Source organism: Chloroflexus sp. MS-CIW-1 (assembly GCF_030444705.1).
Classification (GTDB): Bacteria; Chloroflexota; Chloroflexia; order Chloroflexales; family Chloroflexaceae; genus Chloroflexus.
Genome location: NZ_JAUBWR010000001.1, coordinates 2,914,458 through 2,933,581, shown reverse-complemented (window position 1 = coordinate 2,933,581; position 19,124 = coordinate 2,914,458). Strand labels below are relative to the sequence as shown.

General features: G+C 50.9%; 17 protein-coding genes. 12 read left to right on the top strand and 5 right to left on the bottom strand.

Annotation, left to right across the window (positions count from 1 at the left end; genetic code table 11):
• Positions 1–39: 39 nt before the first annotated feature.
• Genes QTO31_RS11730 through QTO31_RS11690 form a run of 9 tightly spaced genes read left to right on the top strand, consistent with a single transcriptional unit; the run spans position 40 to position 10,204 of the window.
• Positions 40–1,569 (top strand): sugar ABC transporter ATP-binding protein, encoded by a 1,530-nt coding sequence (locus QTO31_RS11730; RefSeq protein ID WP_301429209.1) that lies wholly within the window; start codon positions 40–42, stop codon positions 1,567–1,569.
• Between the two features lie 6 nt (positions 1,570–1,575).
• Complete coding sequence (locus QTO31_RS11725) at positions 1,576–2,652, top strand: ABC transporter permease (RefSeq protein ID WP_081909998.1); 1,077 nt, start codon at positions 1,576–1,578, stop codon at positions 2,650–2,652.
• A 26-nt stretch (positions 2,653–2,678) separates the two neighbouring features.
• Entirely contained in the window at positions 2,679–3,899 is a 1,221-nt protein-coding gene (gene mtnK / locus QTO31_RS11720; protein WP_301429208.1) for an S-methyl-5-thioribose kinase, read from the top strand.
• A 30-nt stretch (positions 3,900–3,929) separates the two neighbouring features.
• Positions 3,930–4,979: an S-methyl-5-thioribose-1-phosphate isomerase gene (mtnA, locus tag QTO31_RS11715; RefSeq protein WP_301429207.1), complete on the top strand. Its 1,050-nt coding sequence runs from the start codon at positions 3,930–3,932 to the stop codon at positions 4,977–4,979.
• A 19-nt stretch (positions 4,980–4,998) separates the two neighbouring features.
• Positions 4,999–5,931, top strand: a complete 933-nt coding sequence (locus tag QTO31_RS11710; protein WP_031458954.1) for a transketolase — start codon at positions 4,999–5,001, stop codon at positions 5,929–5,931.
• Positions 5,921–6,928 (top strand): transketolase family protein, encoded by a 1,008-nt coding sequence (locus QTO31_RS11705; RefSeq protein ID WP_031458953.1) that lies wholly within the window; start codon positions 5,921–5,923, stop codon positions 6,926–6,928. Before QTO31_RS11710 ends, QTO31_RS11705 begins: the two co-directional genes overlap by 11 nt.
• Positions 6,928–8,118 (top strand): RuBisCO large subunit C-terminal-like domain-containing protein, encoded by a 1,191-nt coding sequence (locus QTO31_RS11700; RefSeq protein ID WP_301429206.1) that lies wholly within the window; start codon positions 6,928–6,930, stop codon positions 8,116–8,118. The genes QTO31_RS11705 and QTO31_RS11700 overlap by 1 nt, the downstream gene beginning before the upstream one ends.
• Positions 8,079–9,236: an ABC transporter substrate-binding protein gene (locus tag QTO31_RS11695; RefSeq protein ID WP_301429205.1), complete on the top strand. Its 1,158-nt coding sequence runs from the start codon at positions 8,079–8,081 to the stop codon at positions 9,234–9,236. Before QTO31_RS11700 ends, QTO31_RS11695 begins: the two co-directional genes overlap by 40 nt.
• Entirely contained in the window at positions 9,233–10,204 is a 972-nt protein-coding gene (locus QTO31_RS11690; RefSeq protein ID WP_301429204.1) for a sugar-binding transcriptional regulator, read from the top strand. The genes QTO31_RS11695 and QTO31_RS11690 overlap by 4 nt, the downstream gene beginning before the upstream one ends.
• A gap of 208 nt (positions 10,205–10,412) precedes the next feature.
• Here QTO31_RS11690 and QTO31_RS11685 read toward each other — a convergent pair whose 3' ends face one another.
• The 5 genes from QTO31_RS11685 to QTO31_RS11665 all read right to left on the bottom strand — a co-directional run bounded on the left by QTO31_RS11685 (position 10,413) and on the right by QTO31_RS11665 (position 17,122).
• On the bottom strand, positions 10,413–11,648 hold the full coding sequence (locus tag QTO31_RS11685; RefSeq protein ID WP_301429203.1) for an SPFH domain-containing protein: 1,236 nt from the start codon (positions 11,646–11,648) through the stop codon (positions 10,413–10,415).
• The gene (locus tag QTO31_RS11680; RefSeq protein ID WP_301429202.1) at positions 11,645–13,159 is read right to left on the bottom strand and encodes an SPFH domain-containing protein; all 1,515 of its coding nucleotides are present in this window, start codon (positions 13,157–13,159) and stop codon (positions 11,645–11,647) included. Before QTO31_RS11680 ends, QTO31_RS11685 begins: the two co-directional genes overlap by 4 nt.
• A 336-nt stretch (positions 13,160–13,495) precedes the next feature.
• Positions 13,496–15,196, bottom strand: a complete 1,701-nt coding sequence (locus tag QTO31_RS11675) for a long-chain-fatty-acid--CoA ligase (protein ID WP_301429201.1) — start codon at positions 15,194–15,196, stop codon at positions 13,496–13,498.
• A 247-nt stretch (positions 15,197–15,443) separates the two neighbouring features.
• A complete protein-coding gene (locus tag QTO31_RS11670) occupies positions 15,444–16,232 on the bottom strand; it encodes an alpha/beta fold hydrolase (RefSeq protein WP_301429200.1) in 789 nt (262 codons plus the stop codon).
• 47 nt (positions 16,233–16,279) lie between these two features.
• On the bottom strand, positions 16,280–17,122 hold the full coding sequence (locus tag QTO31_RS11665; RefSeq protein ID WP_301429199.1) for an alpha/beta fold hydrolase: 843 nt from the start codon (positions 17,120–17,122) through the stop codon (positions 16,280–16,282).
• Between the two features lie 106 nt (positions 17,123–17,228).
• Between QTO31_RS11665 and mnmA the strand changes: the two genes are divergently transcribed.
• The 3 genes from mnmA to QTO31_RS11650 all read left to right on the top strand — a co-directional run bounded on the left by mnmA (position 17,229) and on the right by QTO31_RS11650 (position 19,080).
• Positions 17,229–18,308: a tRNA 2-thiouridine(34) synthase MnmA gene (gene mnmA, locus QTO31_RS11660; protein ID WP_301429198.1), complete on the top strand. Its 1,080-nt coding sequence runs from the start codon at positions 17,229–17,231 to the stop codon at positions 18,306–18,308.
• Complete coding sequence (locus tag QTO31_RS11655) at positions 18,305–18,562, top strand: hypothetical protein (protein WP_031458943.1); 258 nt, start codon at positions 18,305–18,307, stop codon at positions 18,560–18,562. Before mnmA ends, QTO31_RS11655 begins: the two co-directional genes overlap by 4 nt.
• A gap of 65 nt (positions 18,563–18,627) precedes the next feature.
• Positions 18,628–19,080, top strand: coding sequence for a hypothetical protein (locus QTO31_RS11650; protein WP_301429197.1), 453 nt, complete (start codon positions 18,628–18,630; stop codon positions 19,078–19,080).
• The last annotated feature ends 44 nt before the right edge of the window (positions 19,081–19,124 follow it).

The following is a 19,124-nucleotide window of genomic DNA, read 5'->3' as shown; positions in this document are numbered from 1 at the left end:
CGTAGATGACCCGGTAAGGAGCACTTGAGGAGTATAGTGATGGCTGTTCTAAAAGCGTCTGGTTTAGGCAAAGTTTTTCCTGGGGTTGTAGCGTTGGATGGTGTCGATTTAGAGCTTCGTGGTGGATACGTTCACGCTTTGATAGGCGCAAATGGTGCTGGTAAAAGTACATTGATTAAAATTCTGACCGGTTACTATCCCTCCTATGAGGGAAAAATTGAACTAAATGGACAGGTAATCTCGATACATAAACCAGCAGATGCGTTTCGGTATGGTATTGAGGTTGTTCACCAGGAAGTTGATACAACGCTTATTCCGTATTTAAGTGTTGCCGAGAACCTGCTTATTGAGAAACTTGCTACCCCTGAAGAAGGTTTCTTTGTGCGTAAAAAAAGATTGCGTGATGAGGCCAGGCAGATTTTACAAAAGCTACAACTTGATATCGATGTAGACAAACCGGTAGCGGATCTCTCATTACCGCAAAAACAACTGTTGGTTATCGCACGGGCTATGTCACGCAATGCTTCATTTTTAATTCTAGATGAACCCACTGCTGCACTGAGCGTAAGTGATGTAGAGCATTTATTCACCATTATACGTAAGCTGAAACAGGGAGGAGTATCATTTCTATATGTCTCCCACCGATTAGCAGAAATTCAAGAAATTGCTGACGACATCACTATTCTTCGTGGCGGAAAGAAAGTGGCTCACTTCAATCGAGAAACCTTTGAGATGTCTAAAGCAGTAGAAGCCATGTTAGGTACCCGACCTGGAGATCTCTTTCCGACTCGTATTCCGACCCAAGAGCGTGAGTTAGTACTAGAAGTGCGGAATATACGATGGGGACAGCGGCTGAAAAATATCAGCATTCAGGCGTTTCGCGGCGAGATTCTTGGCATAACTGGATTGACAGGGGCAGGGAAAACTGAGTTGTTAAACATTCTCGCCGGTAGTGAAAAGGCCGATCATGGTGACATCATTCTCGATGGAAAAGTTGTACACTTTCGACAACCAAAGGATGCTATTCGCAACGGTATTTTTCTGATCCCTGAAGACCGTCGTCATCGTGGATTGTGGATTGAATATTCTGTTCGTACTAATATCACATTACCCTTCATCCGTGATTTCAGCTATCTAAGTTTTGTTCTACCTTTCAAAGAAATACCGCATGTTCGGCACATAATTAACCGTCTCAAGCTCGTACCTCCTGATCCTGGAATGGCTGTAAAGAATCTTAGTGGCGGTAATCAGCAAAAAGTGGTCATTGGTAAGTGGCTTTTGCAGAGAGCGCGTGTGATGCTCTTCGATGAAGCCACTCAAGGGATTGATATTGGTGCAAAGCAAGAAGTATATGCACTCGCTCGTGAACTTTCACGCACATCCGCTGTCATCTTTGCTTCTTCTGATGTTGATGAAGTTCTTAGTTTGGCAGATCGCGTGCTCGTGATGCGTGATGGTCAAATTGTTGGCGAGTTTGATACCCAACCCATTGATCGTCAACAAGTCATGGAGTTAGCAACTGGCGCAGTCCGTACAACGACAGCCTACACCACTGCTCAGGAGGAGTAGGAAATTATGACATCCGATAAAACCCCTACAGCTTCGAGGAAAGCAGGTATAGCAGTAGCCAAACCGATTAGGGTTAACTTAGGTTCGTTTCTTTCCCGCTTTTTCCTACGCTATGGTCTGATTCTCACCTTGATTCTGGTTTCTCTGTTCTTCTCAATTCGCACCCAGGCCTTCGCTTCGATTGACAATCTGCTCGATATTTTGCGTGCGGTCTCTATTCTGACTATCGTGGCATTAGGAGTTACCTTCTCAGTAGTAGTCAGTGGCTTCGATGTGTCAGTGGGAGCAGTGACCGGTCTGGCAGTAATTCTTTCCACTGCTCTGATGGTCATTTGGGGTGTACCGTGGTACTTTGCTATTCTGATTTGTCTGGCTGTTGGTGCCATAATCGGTTTGTTGAATTCGTTTTTGATCATTCGATTGCGTATTCCTGATCTTTTAGCAACATTGGGTGTGCTTTATCTGGTACAAGGCTTGCAGATGAGTATCACGAAGGGTGATGCTGTATACAAAGGGATGACTAACCCCTGGAGTCCGACTCGTGAAATTGCTGGTGGTGCTATCCATCCAAACTTTCTGTTTCTTGGACAGGGTTTTGTCTTGTCGAGTGAGGCATTTCGCGGGATTCCTGTCCCAGTGGTGATTATGGCTGTGATCGCTCTCATCGCCTTTATCTTCCTAGAATTTTCACGATTTGGACGTATCTTCTACGCTGTCGGTGGAAATATTGAAGCTGCTCGCCTGGCAGGTGTCGATGTTAATAAGGTGCGCATGACGGCCTACGTAATCAGTAGCGTGTTAGCGACTATTGGCGGGTTAGTGCTGGCAGCACGGATCGGGTCAGGCGCAGTGAAAGCCGGTGATCCGTATCTGCTTGATGCTGTTGCTGCAACCTACTTCGGTTTTGCAGTGTTGAATGCGCGGCGCGCTAACGTATTTGGAACCGTATTAGGTGCAATCTTTGTAGGTGTCATGTTGAATGGTTTAACGATGATGAATATCCCCTGGTATATCCAGGATGTTATCAAGGGGTTAGTATTAATTGTGTCACTCGGTTTGAGCTACTATACTACTCGACGCTAATGTATAGGAAAAGGAGTGTAACACACATGGAACCACAAGTCGTAGCTTTAACCACTCAAACAGTGGTAGATTACCTCAAAACGACACCGGTTCATCAGCAGGTATTTGCAGGAGTCTCTGAGTTTGCAGCCTGTCAAATATCTGAAGGAAATGTTAATCTGATCTTTCGAGTTTCAGCATTGCACAACTCTCAGCAAAGTGTCATTGTCAAGCAAGCACTGCCGTATGCCTGGCGCTACCCTGATTTCAAAATGCCCGTAGATCGTTCACGTATTGAGTACGATTTCTTACAAAATCAAGCACGCTACTGTCCGGATCAGACCCCAAAAATCTACTATTATGATGAAAACCGTTACATTATTATTATGGAAGATCTGAACCGTCATCTGGTGATGCGTGAAGGATTGATGCAACAAATAGAGTATCCCCATGTAGATCGTCACATGGGATTGTTCATGGCACGTACACTCTTTTATACATCGGATTTGTATTTAAGTTCTACTGAAAAGAAAGCGTGGGTACCACGTTTTATCAATCCAGTGCTTTGTAAGGTACAAGAAGATCTGGTCTTTACCCAGCCCTACATGGAACATCCCAATAATCGTTACACTAGCCTGTTAGAGCCTCAGGTGCGATCTATCTATGCAGATGACGATCTGCGCTCGGAAATTTTCCTGCTGAAAGAGCGCTATATGAGCCACGCCCAGGCGCTGATCCATAACGATCTGCATACTGGCTCAATTATGCTGAACGTGCAAGAAACCAAGGTTGTCGATCCTGAATTCGCCTTCTTCGGTCCAATAGGTCATGACATCGGTTCTTACCTTGGTAATCTAGCACTCTCTTACGCTGCTCAGGAATACCATGCAAAAGACGACACCAAACGAACTGCTTATCGTCAATGGTTGGCCGATCTGATTGTGCGAACCTGGAACATCTTTGAAGAGGAATTCCTTACGCTCTGGGAAAACCATGGCAACGGTGACTGGCCCTCTGCAGCCTTTCGAGTCAAGTACATGCGCAATCTGCTACAGGATACGCTTGGTTTCGGTGCAGCCGAAATGATGCGTCGTTTGATAGGCATGGCACATGTACACGACTTTTGGACAATCGATGATCCTCATATTCGTGCTACTGCCGAAAGTTTGGGGTTAAATATCGCTACTTCCTGGTTGAAACAGCGGTATCGTGTAGAAGATATTCGGCAGGCTGTGGAGATGCTTTTGGCAGCTCGTCCCTCAATTTAGTCGATGAGTGTCAAGAGAAGGAATAGTTCTATGACAACATTTCGTAGCATTGAATGGAGAGACAATTCCTTGAGGCTGTTGGATCAGCGCAAGCTACCAGCGGAAACTGTCTACCTCGAATTGCGTGATCCACAGATGGTTGCCGAGGCTATTCGTGCTATGGTTGTGCGCGGTGCGCCAGCAATTGGTACGGCTGCTGCCTATGGTCTAGCACTAGCCGCTTTGCATTCTGTTGCTCAGCGAACAACCGATATGGTGCGAGAAGTCGAGCAAGCTGCCGAATTGCTGCGCGCCTCCCGACCTACCGCCGTCAATCTGTTTTGGGCTATTCAGCGCGTGATGGATAAAGTTTACGCTAGCCTTTCGTTAAGACCTGACGCGCTCCGTGAAGTTATTCTCCGTGAAGCACATGCAATTGCCGAAGAGGATGTTCGAGCTAATAAGCAGATCGGTCTGAATGCACAGCCACTCATCCCCAACCCGGCCAAGATTCTGCATCATTGCAATACAGGTAGCCTGGCAACGGTAGATTACGGTACTGCTCTCGGTATTATTCGGATTGCTCACGAAAGTGGCAAACAAGTTCACGCCTACCTGGATGAGACCCGTCCACGATTACAGGGCGCTAAACTGTCGGCATGGGAGCTGAATCAGCTTGGGATACCCCATACGGTTATTGTTGACGGGGCTTCGGGTTTGGTGATGAGGAAAATAGGTATTGATCTATGCGTCGTTGGTGCTGACCGTATTGCTGCCAATGGTGATACGGCGAACAAGATAGGTACCTATAACCTGGCAATCGTTGCCAAAGCCCATGGGGTGCCGTTCTACGTAGCTGCGCCTACAAGCACGATTGATATGAGTATTTGTAGTGGCGACGATATTCCTATCGAGGAACGGGGCGCGGAGGAAATTACGCATGTGGGATCAGAACGAGTGGTACCGCAGGGTTCACCAGTGTTGAATTATGCTTTTGATGTCACTCCAGCCGACCTGATTACCGCAATTATTACGGAAAAGGGTATTGCGTACCCTCCTTTTACCGAGAGCCTCGCTCGCTTAATGAATACGGACCAATGAAGTGAGGGAATTGACAGGTATGCAAGCAATATCTACGACCTGGCATGAACATACTAAGCGGGTTGCCCACGGTATTCGCCGTCGCGTCCTGGATTTTACCATCCGCAATAACGGCGGGTACCTGAGTCAGGCATGTTCAGCAGCCGAGATTCTGGCCACCCTCTACACTCGTGTTATGCGTATTGGCGAGAGTTGTGCATCGCGTATCCCACCACCTTTCCCCGGTGTACCGAGTAGGACCAATCCTAATTACTTTAGTGGCGCTGCATATAACGGCCCGTACAAACCCGAGTTAGACCGTTTTTTCATTTCTCCTGTTCATTGCGCGTTAGCCTTATACGCTCTGCTTGTTGAAGTGGGGCGCATGGACGCACAGGGTCTGGAGATGTTCAATAAAGATGGGAGTACCGTGGAGATGATCGGCGCTGAGCATTCACCCGGTCACGAACTGATGGCGGGATCGTTAGGTCAGGCCCTTAGTCAGGCAGCCGGTATTGCGCTTGCGCGTCGGCTTAAGGGACATACCGGTCGTAATTGGGTGTTCATGTCTGATGGTGAGTTTTGGATTGGGCAAACCTGGGAGGCGGTTGAAACACTTGTCTTCTACAAGCTGGATACGGTTGGTGTGTATATCGATGCAAACGGCCAATCAGCAGATGGCGCGATTGAAACAGTTATGGAGATAGGTTCGATCAAGGAGCGCTTGGCTGCGTTTGGTGCACGGGTATTTGAGGTAGATGGTCATGACGTTGAAGCATTAGCAGCTCCTGCTGAATTACCACCTGATGGTAGACCGTTATTCGTCGTCGCTCGTACCAATCCGTGTCAGGGTATACCATTGCTAGAGGAGCGACGTCCTCGTCTGCATTATGTGCGCTTTAAAGACGAAGCGGAAAAACAACGTTACCGCGAATTCTTGATGATGATGAACGGAGGTATTCATGGCGCTTGAGTCACGAGTTCATGCTCGTAAACTAGTCGAGTGGGCAAAAGACAAACCTGAAGTGGTAGTCTTTTCTGCTGATTTGACCAGCTCTACCGAGGTTGATTTGTTCCGTGATACCTATCCAGATCGTTTCTACTCGTTCGGCATGACCGAACAAAATATGATGAGCTTTGCCGGTGGAATGGCTCGTGAGGGCTTCACGCCCTTCGTGCACACGTTTGCCGTCTTTCTTTACCGGCGTGCCCTCGATCAAATTGAAATGTCTATTGCTTATCCTAACCTTCCGGTACGTATCTTCGGATTCCTACCCGGTATTACCACCCCTGGCGGCGCTACTCATCAGGCGATTGATGACATAGCGATTATGCGTGCTATCCCCAACATGACCGTCATCGAAACCGGGGATGCCACTGAGGTAGAAAGTGTGTTCGATGCTATTCAGCCAATTCGCGGGCCAGTGTATGTGCGTCAGTTACGCGGCGACATTCCACGTCTGTTTGATCCAGCAGAGCCGTTGCAGGTCGGTAAAGCGCGTATTCTCTCCAGAGGAAGTGATATTGCCCTATTCAGCAGCGGGATTTGCACTGAGGAGGCGTTAAAGGTAACGTCTATCCTTAGGGAAGCCGGGGTATCGGTTTACCATGTGCATGTAAATACCCTTAAACCTTTTAATGCTCACGAGGTGATTGAGATAACATCAAAGGTCAAATACGGTGTAATAACCTTTGAGAATCACACAATTATTGGTGGACTAGGTTCAGCTGTAGCGGAAGCGATAGCTGAAGCCGGATTAGGCAAGCGTCTGATACGCATCGGCCTTCGAGATACCTTTGCGCATGGAGGGAGTAAAACCTATTTGATGAAATACTATGGTCTTGATGCACTTGCGCTCGTTCGTGGTGTTGAACAACTGTTAGACATACATATCGAAATCGATGAACACGATTTGCAGGCAACTGTTCAGCAACCAATTCGCTCAGCAAGTAAAGCGGAGGATCTGTGATGTTAGCGCCGACTAAGTTAAGTCTCAGTGGTGAACGTTTTTCTGTCGTGTATCACATTGTCGGTAATCACGAAGAGGTGATGCGAAAGGCTGAAGATATTTGTGTCGAGCAGACAATAGAATTTCCAGCCGACTTAGTTCCAGATGATGATATTCGTAGCTCAATTATTGGTCGGATAGAAGAAGTAGAGGCTTGTGATAATAATACATTTCGTGTTCGCATCAGTTATGCTGTTGAAATTGTGCAAGGTGAGCTTACCCAGTTTCTGAATGTCATTTTTGGGAATATCAGTCTTAAACCTGGTATCCGAGTGCAGGATTTGCATTTGCCAGAAGCGCTATTGCGTGATTATCGCGGTCCTCGTTTTGGTATTTCAGGTGTTCGCTCGCTAGTTGGAGTCTCAGATCGACCACTCCTTTGTACGGCGATCAAGCCGATGGGGCTGTCAGTGGCCGAGTTATCACGACAAACATACGAATTTGCGCTGGGTGGAGTGGACATTATCAAAGACGATCACGGTCTTACGGATCAATCGTTCGCACCTTACCGCGAACGGGTGAGTCGTTGCGTGGAGTCGGTACAGAAGGCGAATCAGCAATCCGGTAGGGTAAGCCTCTATGCACCAAATGTTACCGCTCCTGGCGACCAATTGTTTGAACGGGCATACTTCGCTAAACAAGCCGGTGCTGGTGCATTGTTGGTTTCACCCGGTATTGTCGGCTTTGACCGAATGCAAGCATTGGCAGACGATGATCGGATAGCTCTGCCGCTGTTGTATCATCCTACTTTTTTAGGCAGTTTTGTTACTTCTCCACTTAACGGTATTTCCCATCGTGTAATCTTTGGGTTGATTGGTCGCCTGGCCGGAGCTGATATTGTTATCTTTCCCAATTTTGGCGGTCGTTTTTCTTTCTCACGTGAAGAGTGTCTCTCCATCGCGCAAGCGGCACGTGAGCCGTTGGGTCATTTGAAGCCAATCTTTCCAGCTCCGGCAGGTGGAATGAAGATAGAAAGAATTGCCGAAATGATTGAAACTTACGACAACGATGTAATCCTGCTGATAGGTGGAGATTTGCATCGTCATCCACAGGGTTTGCAAAAAGCGAGTCAACTATTTCGAGAGTCGGTTTTGCAAGGAAGGAGATACTCATGGCAATCCGATTACTTGGCCCCAACGATCCAGCAGTAGAGGCATTGCAGCCGCTGCTTACACAGCGCCCTGATTTAGATGCGCAGATCGAGATTGTGCGTTGGGAAGACTACTATACAACATTACTCGAAAGCCTGAAATCAAACCCTTGTCCATTTCAGGCTATTTTCATTCCTGGCCATGTTTGGCTAGACTCTCTCATTCATACTGGCCTGGTGGTACCTCTTCCGTTAGATGAGGTAGATGCAGCAGTTGTTGCAGGTTATTGTCTGGATGATATTATTCCCTCGGTTTATGCAGAGTGTAGCCGGGCAGGCGAGTGGTATCTTGTGCCCTGGTTCTCAGATGGTCATATCTGTTTCTACGACTCAGATGTAGTGAACTTGCCTGGTGGAGCAACAACGCCGATCATACGCCCTACTCATCTGACCGAGATAGTGAAGAAAGCTCATCATCCCCCTGAGCGTTATGGTATTGCCTTAAAAGCGGCTATCAGTGAGATTTTTCTCGATTGGCTCCCATTTTTGTGGGATTTCGGGGGAGAGCTGCTTGATGGAGACTTAAACCCGACCTTCACAACGCCACAGGCAGTAGAGTCGCTGGAAGCATATATCGCGCTTAAGGCGTACTGTCCTCCCGATGTACATACGTATGGTAATCTTGAAATTGGTCGTGTGCTGAAGGAGAACAGGGTGAGTATGGCGACCACTTGGGGCGGGCAGGCCAGCGCAATCTTTGGTAGTGCGGTAGAATCCAGTAACGTTGTACCGTATCGTGCTGGAGTATATGCTCAGCCCTGGAATGCAACCTGGGGAATTGGTTTGCCTGCACATCAGCCCCAATCAACACGGCGCAGTGTAGCTGAATGGTTATTACGAGTTGCCGATCAGCAGATGGACGAATACCTGCTGCGGGTTGCCGGTAGTCCAGTTCGGATTAGTACATATTCACCGCAAAATTTCCAGCGCTACTTTTGGTTGCCTGCACAATGGGAGATGCTACAGCGTTGCCGTACACTGCCGTTCACGCATACATTGAGTGATATATTAGGCGTGATGTATCCGACCATCTACGCGGCGTTCACAGGTGAAAAGTCGGCAAGAAAGGCATTGGCTGATGCTGAGGTGCAGGTGTTACAGCTCTTGAGGAATAGATGAAACGTACACCAATACGTACCACTGAGACGAATAGTGATGGTCTTATGGTAGTCATCGCCTGGCTGTACTACCTTGAAGATTTGACTCACGACCAAATTGCCAGGCGCCTTGGCATTCCACGGATCAAGGTTACCAGACTCCTGCAAAAGGCTCGTCGTGAGGGGATCGTAGAGTTCCGAATCACGCGCCCTCTGCCCCAAGAGTTTGAGTTGCAGCAGCGCTTGCTTGTAGCTACATCGTTGAAAGAAGCTTTCATTGTTCAAAGCCGCCGTAGTTTTGAAGAAACTCTGGAAGCGGTCGGGAAGGCTGCTGCTGACCATCTGCATCAACACCTGCGCAATGACTTGCGGATTGGGATGGGATGGAGTACGACGGTTTCACGGATGGCGCCATACATTCATACCCCAAAGAGGCGCTATACTGTGACGGTGTGCGACCTGGCTGGTACGATGGTTGGTCAATCAAACCCATACTCGATTAGCTGGCTGGTAGCACAGCGTCTAAACGCTACATTGAAGACTCTGTCAGCACCGGTTTTGGTCGCAAGCGAGGAAACGCGCCAGGCCCTGCTCCAAGAGCCAAGTTTGCGACAGGCGCTCGAAGAGGTGCGACGAGTCGACATTGCCTACGTCGGTCTTGGTCATGTTGGTCCTGACACGACCCTCGTCCGGGTTGGTCTGCTATCACCGCACGATATCCAACAATTGCAAGAGCGGGGAGTGGTCGGCGAGATGTTGATGCGGTATTACGATAAAAATGGACAGCACGTCCCATGTCCTTGGGAGTCGCGTATTATTTCCTTGGAGTGGCAGAGCATTCGCCAAATTCCACACGTAGTAGTGATCGCAGCCGGTGATCATAAAGTAGAAGCAATTACAGCAGCAATTCGTGGTAGGCTGTGTCACACGTTGATAACAGATACCGATACAGCTTTAAAGGTGATCGAGTGTTTTCAACAGGTCTCGTGAAATCTGGCATAGCGATTGGCATAAGGTGTTGTTCAGGCAGCATCTGTGCTCCCCTTATAAAGGGTTAATCCGAATATATTTTGCTCAACCTCCACGGCATGCCAGTAGAACATTATTCCGACACCGTATCTCCTCATACTGAGTCGCCCAGCACTTGCGGGGACGGGGTGGAGGTAAAACCCACCCCGTCCGCTCATTTCTCTTTACTCTACCCTCCCGCTTCGTGCGTATTACCGGTCAATGTCGGCAGTAACCGGGCTGTCAGCAGTGTAGTCAATGCTGATGTATCGCCACCATCGCTCTTAATAACGATTGGACGCGGGGCGCGTTTCATGAGCGTTTCAGCGACCTGTAGACGGCGCCGGGCCAGTTCGTACTGCAATACGGCCCGGTTATCCTGGTAAGCCTGGCCCAGGTATTCCAGACCGCGCGCCTCGTTTTCGGCCTGACGTAAGGTGGCTCGACCACGCGCCTCAATTTCCCAGCGTACTCGCTGGGCTTCGGTCTCTTTCTCTTGCAGCATGCGAGCCACATCCTCGCGGGCTTTGTTAATCGCTGCCCGTACCTCAACCAGCTTGGCATCGCGTACCTTTTTCGCACGTTCGATTTCTAGCAGCAAGCTATCGATCCGCTGCTTTTTGATCAGCTCCCACTCGCGTTCGTAGGCCTGCAATTCTTTCGCCACCCGCTCGCGAGTGGCAAGATGTTGCTGATATTGATCAGGCAACTGTACGTCAGGGATGTTAGCACCGGTAATGCGAACACCGTAGCGAGAGAGTTGACGATTGAGCAACTCTTGCATATCGCCAACATCACTGCCACGCAGGTCGTATGCGCGTTCGGTTTCGACTCGGCGTGCCCGCTGGCGAATGGCATCCTGGACAGCGCTACTCAGCACCAGATCAAAGTTGCTTGCTCCCAATCGGCGGAAGAAGGCGATCGGGTCTTCAATCCGGAATTTCAAGAAAAACTCTATCGACTTCAGTGGTACATTTTCACGAGTTGGCGCCGCCATCACCGGTGCAGTGTATGGGATTTCAGTGCTGGTATCAACCACCGCTTCCACCTTCTCCCATGGCCACCATAGATAATGACGGCCCGGTGGCAGCGTACCGACGATCTGCCCCCAGTGCGAGAGAATACCGGTGGTTCCTTGCTCTATCTCCACAATTGCGTTGAGGAAGAATGAAATGCCCGCAGCAATGAACATCAAAAATGCCAGCAACAGCACCAGGCCACCAAAAATACCTCCACTGAAAACAGCCACGCCGAGGAGGTATAAGCTGATGGCCAGTGGGAAAAGCCAACGTGCTCGTCGTCGATCTTTGGGGATCACCACCGGCACCAGTTGGCCCTCTTCACCCGAACGGAGAAGTTGCCGGATACGGTTCCAGGTTGCTACCGCCTCACGAATGCGGGAAAATTCGCGTCGGGTATCGCTCACTGGTTATCTCCTTTCGTATCGTTCTGATCGCTTCCGCTTGCAATGACTTGCTTGATCTGTTCGGTGCGGGCTAAAATCCGCTGGCGAATCTCTTGCATGCGGCTGCGAATCGCAGCAACGTCTTCCGGTGAGTAGAGTTGAGTATCGGTAATACCCAGCATTCGTTGCGCCAAGGCCAGATAGTCGATGACCGTATCGTCACTGCTGCTGACCTGGACAATTTGCGGCAGATGGTCAGCTACTGCTTCGAGTCGGTCGAGAATATCTTGTTGATAGCGGTACTGCAAGATTTCAGGATACCGTGCGGCACCTACCGCACGAATATCGAGCGCCTGAGCTTCGAGCAACGCCGCATTAGCCCGCGCCGCACTCTCGGCCTCGCTGAGCAACTGGCTGGCGTAAGCATTCGCTCGATGAATTTCTCGTTCACGAGCCGTATCGATCTGGGCCTGGTAGGTGGCAATTTCGGCCTGAATAGCCGACAACTGCTCACGTAGGCTAGTTAATTCACGATTCAGATCGCCTTCGTCCTGTTCTTTGCGCAGAGCCAGTTGGTATTCATAGGTGTATGCCTCTTTCGCAACCCGAATCATTTCTGGTTTGGCGAGATCGATCCGGTATTCCGGACTGGAAGGCTCGGCGTGGGTGATGTTGGCGTTGACAAAGCGTACTGCGGGGAGAAATTGCTGGTTCAGGGTGTTGAGCAGGTTTTGCGTGCTCTCGCCAACTAGGTCATAGATGGCCTCTGCCCGTTGTTCGTAAATGAGAGCGCGGGTGACTTCACTCACCGCGTTCTGTAACTTCTCTTGAAAGCCCTTGGCGCCACCCAGGGTGAAGATAAAGGCTGCCGGGTCCTCGATCTTGAATTGCAGGAAGAGGTCTACTGAGGCATTCACCCGCGAGGCTGTCGGTGCTTCACGAATTGGAGCGTTGTACGGATATTCACGAGTGACATTGACGATGTAGCTCACCCGTTTCCATGGATCGAGTAAGACTTTCCGCCCCGCTGGTGCAATCTCTTCGAGTTTGCCAAAACGGGTGATCAGTGCCTGACACCCGTCGGGTACCATAATGAAGGTGTTGCGCCAAAGGCTGTAAACAACATACCCAACGATGAGCAGCCAGTAATGGGGACCAAACAGAACAAGACTCAGGTTGGTGAAGCCAAACGAAACAGTGTCGATGATCAGGCTAAAGAGCCAGCCGATCAGGCCAATCACTACCAACACAATCGTGATAGCGATCCAGAACGAAGATCGTGGATCACGCGGGATAACGACCGGGGAAATAACGTTGGCGATTTGCCCGCCAGATTCTCGTTGCTGAAAGTTACGATTGAGTAACTCGGCAGCTTCATCGAGCAAGACACTCATTTGCTCGATTCGGGTGGCGCCGCTCTCGTTGCCCGAACGCTGGGAAATGAAGTCGCTGGCTTTAATTTGTAGTTGTTCGAGTTCACCGCTTTCCAGGATTTGCCTGGCAGTAGCAAGACCTCGTTGCAAGCGGTTCATAACCTCTCCTTCTTCGCTTGAGCGGTTGTTCAGCAAGATGACATAAGTATCTTGCAATCCACCATATCCGCAGGATACACAGGTATACAAGGTATCTTATCGGCACTCTTGAGGTATGGTCGTTAGCTTGGAGCGGATTCTATATCACGACATCGTGCGGTACAGAGACCCGCATCCTCAGGTATTTTGGAGCGTTTTTCAGTTTTTCGCTAATTATTGTGTGAAGCCTGCAATGTATATACGAGACTTATCGTCTGGAAGTTGCAAGATGATCCTTCTGTGAACCTGATGTTGCGTTGATCGGTCAGCATGCTCTCGCGGGTCATTCAACGGCACTCAAGCACCGGATCGTTGTTCACGTTGCAGCAACTCTTCTACCAACCGTCGGCGCAGGAGTTTGCCGATGAAGCTGCGTGGGAGTGCTTCACGAAACTCAATTTTGTCAGGAACAATCGGTAGGTTGATCCGATCACGCAGAAAAGCCAAGACCTCAGCTTCACTTACCTGTTCACCGGGGCGAGTGACAACAAAAACATGTACTTCGGTTCTGCCGTCAGGTTGCGGTACCCCAACCACGGCGGCATCGATGACCGTTGGGTGTTCGTATAAGGCCTCTTCAAAATCGCGAGGGTAGATGTTGTAGTTACCGGCGATGATCATCTCTTTCTTACGTTCGATAATCTGAAAATAGCCGTCGGGTAGCATACGGGCGATGTCGCCCGTTCGTAACCAGCCATCAGGGGTGAACGCTTCAGCAGTGGCCTGGGGGTTTTGCCAGTAACCGGTCATCAGTTGTGGACCTCGCACCAATAGCTCGCCAATCGCGCCGGGTGGCAGATCATCGCCGCTCTGTAGATCAACGATCCGGGCTTCTGTATCAGGGATCGGAATCCCAATTGAACCTGCGCGCCGCGTGCCGCGCAGTGGATTAGCGTGTGTTACCGGACCGGCCTCGGTCAATCCGTAGCCTTCGACCAATCGACAGCGTGTAATGCGCTCAAAACCTTCTTGTACCTCTACCGGTAACGGTGCGGCGCCGCTCAAACAACTCTTCAACGAAGATAATCCGTACTTGCGAACCTCGCGAACTTCATTGAGGGCGGCGTACATTGGTGGCACACCGGGGAAGATGGTGGGCCGTTCTCGTCGAATCGCGTGCAATACATTGTGCGTCTCGAAGGTCGGTAACAAGATCAGCGTTGCTCCTAACGTAATACCGACATTCATGCAGGCCGTCATACCGTAGGCATGCGAAAAAGGAATGACACATAACACCCGCTCATTGCCCTCTTCCGCATCAGCGTACCACATGCGGGTTTGGATGGCATTGGCGTACAGACTTGCGTGACGGTGCAAGACCCCTTTGGCAGTACCGGTCGTGCCACTGGTGTAAAGAATAACGGCGGGATCGCTGGCATTGAGATGGGGAAGATCACCGGTCTGACCGTCCGCCAAGAGGTGCTGAAACCAGATGGCTTGACGTGCCTGCGCATCGGGTACCCGATGACCTTCTCGTTCCTGGCGCAGCAGCGTGAACAGAACACGCTGGCTTGAAGGCAGATATTCCTTCAGATTTGTATAGATCAGACGAGGGATGGGCATCTTTGCCCGTACCTGTTCGATCAACTGGTGAAACATACTCAGGGCAATCACGGTGGTTGCCCCAGAGTCCTCGACTTCGTGGGCAAAGCCCTCAGCATCAAAGACAGGGTTCGCTAACACGACAATCCCGCCGGCTAGGAGAACACCGTAACAGGCAATGACGGCTTGGGGAATGTTCGGCAACAAAATAACCGCCCGTTCGCCAGGTTGAAAACCGGCGTTCAACAGACCGCGGGCGAATTGAGTAACTTCTGCCCACAGGCGCGCATAGCTGAGTGTCCGACCGTAAAATGCAATCGCTGGAATGTCGGCGTAGCGCTCGGCAGCACGTTGCAACAGAGCCGGTAGTGGTTCCGGGGTAAGGTTGAGGGTGACTGGTACACCTGGATCGTAGTGACGCACCCATGGTCGTAAGGTAAACAGATCACTGCTCATGTGCTATCTCTGAACGGGAATGAGAATGATAAGGCATACATCAGCTTCGACTCGATTATGAATGGTGATACGACGAATGTCAATAAGCACCTATCAGAGAAATCCTATTGCACAAGAAAATCGGTCGGGACGCAGCAGGCGCTGCACTCGTACATCCATCGACAAGTTTCATCCACGGCCAAGTGACGACAAGGTGTGCGGATGCGGGGTTTTCAAAGTTTTCGCCTGATCTAGTCGTGCATCTCCCTCATACCTCCTCCCGCCAGCTCCGTGGCCCGGCCAGAAAACGGTCGATCAAACGGTTCACCGCTTCGGGGCGTTCGAGATGCGGGAGATGACGAGTATAACGCACGATCTCAAGGCGGGCGTTGGGCATCAGGCGCTGGCTTTCACGGGCCTGTGAAACGGGGGCGATAAAATCCCACTGACCGGCAATGATCAGGGTCGGCGTCTGAACTTGAGGTAATACCGCACGTCCGTTCCAGCGAAACAGCGTACCGGCCAGCACCCGCTGGATGACTTTAACCGGCGCATACGTTTTGGGCATCAGGATCGGCCGTAGTCTTTCGAGCATTGCCAGCGAGACCGGTAGTTTGACGATGCGCTCGTGCAGTGGATGCAGATGCATTTCTGGCCCAGTGGCAATTAAAATGAGGCGACTGACGCGCTGCGGTTGGCTGGCGGCAAACGTGATTGCAATCGGCCCACCAAACGAGTGGGCCATGAGAATGAACGGCTCTTCCACTTGCAAGCGTGTCAACAATTGGGTGATGTCCCACAAAAACTCTTCGAGTGAATAGGCCGAATTGACCACTTCTGAACGGCCATGACCACGTAAGTCTGGAGCGATAACACGATAGCGACCGGCTAAATGCTCGATCTGGTGTACCCATTGCTCGAGATGACCGGCACAACCATGAATACAAACAATGGTTCCCTGCTGTTCACCGTCTAGTGGCCCAACATCAACGACGCTCAAACGTACCGGCGCAGTTCCGGCAAGCTGAATCTCTTTGCGATAGGGTTCCAGGTTCATACAGGTAGCTTTCCGAATTTACAATTGATAGTGCAGAGACATATTTTCTACATTCTCTCTGCTGATCTGCCATCTTCGTCATCATCGCTGAGAAATGCCCGCAGAGCGCGGGTAAATGCACCTGGTCGCTCGTCCATCGGGTTATGAATACTGGCCGGGAGTACAACGTATCGGGCGCCAGGGATAACTTGTGCCAACCGACGAGCATGCGAGGGGGGCACAAGACTATCGAATTGCCCGGTAAGCACTAACGTTGGCACCCGAATCTGTTGCAGACGCTCATCGGCACGAGTCGCAAAAAGTGATCGTAAAATGCGGTACAATCCTTCTGGATCAAAGGTGGCAAGGTACGAGGCTCGCCGTACCCATGGCCGAATCCAACCGCCGCCGTGATCGTGAGGGATACGCTGACCAATCGGGCGGAACGCCCGTCCGATAGCCTGTGTGATGCGGAAAACAGGCCAGCCGATGGCGGGCAAGAGGTAGAGACGGGTGTAGGTCGGCATCCGATAGGCATCAACGGCAGCATCGATAAGTGCCAGGCGCCGAACCAGATGAGGGTAGCGCAGTGTTACCTCAACCGCTACACTGCCACCCATTGAATGACCAACAAGAATGATAGCCGTCAAGCCGAGATCGGCACAAAAATCGGCGACAAGTGTAGCGATTCGTTCAATCTGATCGGCCTGACCAAGCCGACTCTCGCCGTGACCTGGCATATCAATTGCAAAGCAGCGGTAATCGCGGCCCAGATCGCGTAGGGTGCTCCACCACAATTCTTTGAAGGCACCCCAACCGTGCAGAAAAACGATAGCTGGCCCTTTTTCACCGGCGGTCAGGTAGCTTAGGCCGAGCCGATGATGGTAGCATTGTTCAATATGAGTTACCATAATAAAGTAAGCGGATGTCACAGTATTCGCAAACAACTGACAGACAATTATACCGTTTTAAAATCAATTGACCGGCAGATTCTCTAGATGACAGGTATCATAACGTATGGCAAACATTCTCGTTGCAATGAGTGGTGGTGTCGATAGTTCATTGGCCGCCGCCCTTCTCCTTGAGGCCGGTCATCAGGTGACCGGTGTGACAATGCACTTGTGGGATGACGATGACCACGGACTGCGCGAGAGTCTCTGTTGTGCGGCAGAGGCGGCAGCCAGTGCCCGGCGGGTCTGTGCATTGCTCGGTATTCCTTTCTACGTCTTCAACTATCAACGCGAATTTCGCCGTCACGTGATCGACTATTTTATCCGTGCGTACACGCATGGCCTGACACCTAACCCATGCGTTGAGTGTAACCGGATGATAAAGTTTCGCGCTTTGCTCGACCGGGCACGGACGTTAGGCTTTGATGCCGTCGCTACCGGTCACTATGCGCGAGTGGTGCAGACTGATAGCGGACGTTATCAGCTCTGGCGGGCTGTTGACGCCGAGAAAGATCAGTCGTATATGCTCCATATGCTCGGTCAGGCTGAACTGTCCCGTCTCCTCTTTCCCATCGGTTCGTACACCAAGCGCGAAGTACGCGACATGGCAGCCGCACGCGGTCTGCCCAGCGCCGACCGTGAAGAGAGTCAGGACATCTGCTTCGTCCCCGATGGTGATTATCGTAACCTCCTGCAAATCGAAGCGCCGGAAAGCCTCGTTCCCGGCCCAATTTTCGATCTTGAAGGGCGAGAGATCGGTCGTCACCGTGGGTTACCGCTCTATACCGTTGGGCAGCGCCGCGGATTGGGATTAGGTGGAGGTGAGCCACGTTACGTAGTTGCCATCGATCCGGCCCGCAATGCTTTAATCGTCGGCCCAGCGGCAGCACTCAACCGCGAGCGATTTACTGTGATCGATGTACATTGGGTTGATGATGCCCCACCAGCAGAGGTGTTCCACTGTGAAGTACAGGTGCGCGCTCATGCCGAGCCATTGCCGGCCCGAGTGTCGCAACAAACTGATGGGCGCTGGCTGGTTGAGCTAGAACGTCCGCAGCGCGCCGTGAGTCCAGGCCAGGCTGCCGTTTTCTATGCCAGGATGCAGGTGTTAGGTGGTGGCTGGATTGCTCGCCCGGAGGTCGGATGAGTGCTCTTTCGCCTGCCGCGTTGCTCTTACTGTTACTGACGACAACGCACGCCACACTTGCTCACGTTCTGCTCGGACGCACGTGGCGGCAGCTCCCAATCTTTTGGGTAACTGCGGCCGTAGGCTGCCTGATCGCCACCCTACTGGGCTGGCGTTTTCCGCTTAACCTGCCGACGCCGGCCGGTATCCCGATGCTGGAAGCGTCACTGCTTGCCTGGGTTTTACTGATAGTTGTTTCGCGCTTGCGGCCATGATATAATTCAGCGCATTAGAGTGCTCTCGCAGTCACATTCTGTGTGACAGGTACGGAGGTTACCCTGTGTTACGTTGGATTGCTATCGGAATCGGCCTGTTGACCGCCGTGCTGTTCGGTTTTATTATCGCCGCGATCTTCCTCGGTGAAGATTTTCGAGCTGCCTGGCGCGATGTATTTATTGTTATTCTGGCCGCGTTGCAGTTGATCGGTTCGGTACTATCAATCGTGATCCTGATTGCAATACTCTACGTTATTGATCAGATCAATCGTCTGGCGCGCACGAACGTCATACCTAAACTCGATGAGGCCCTGACAAAGGCAAACGAAGCGTTGGAAGCCACCCGTAGTATTGCCCATAATGTCCGTGACTCAGCTCAGACGGCAACCACAACGACGACCTACGTTGCCGAACGGGTTGTGTCGCCGATTATTCGTATCTCGAGTCTGGTGACCGGTGTGCGGGCTGCCGCCACGACACTGGCTCGTCGTGGTAATCCCGACGAACCTAAGCGTTAGTGCGCTGCTGATAAACAATGGAAGAATACCCAATTTTGGTACAA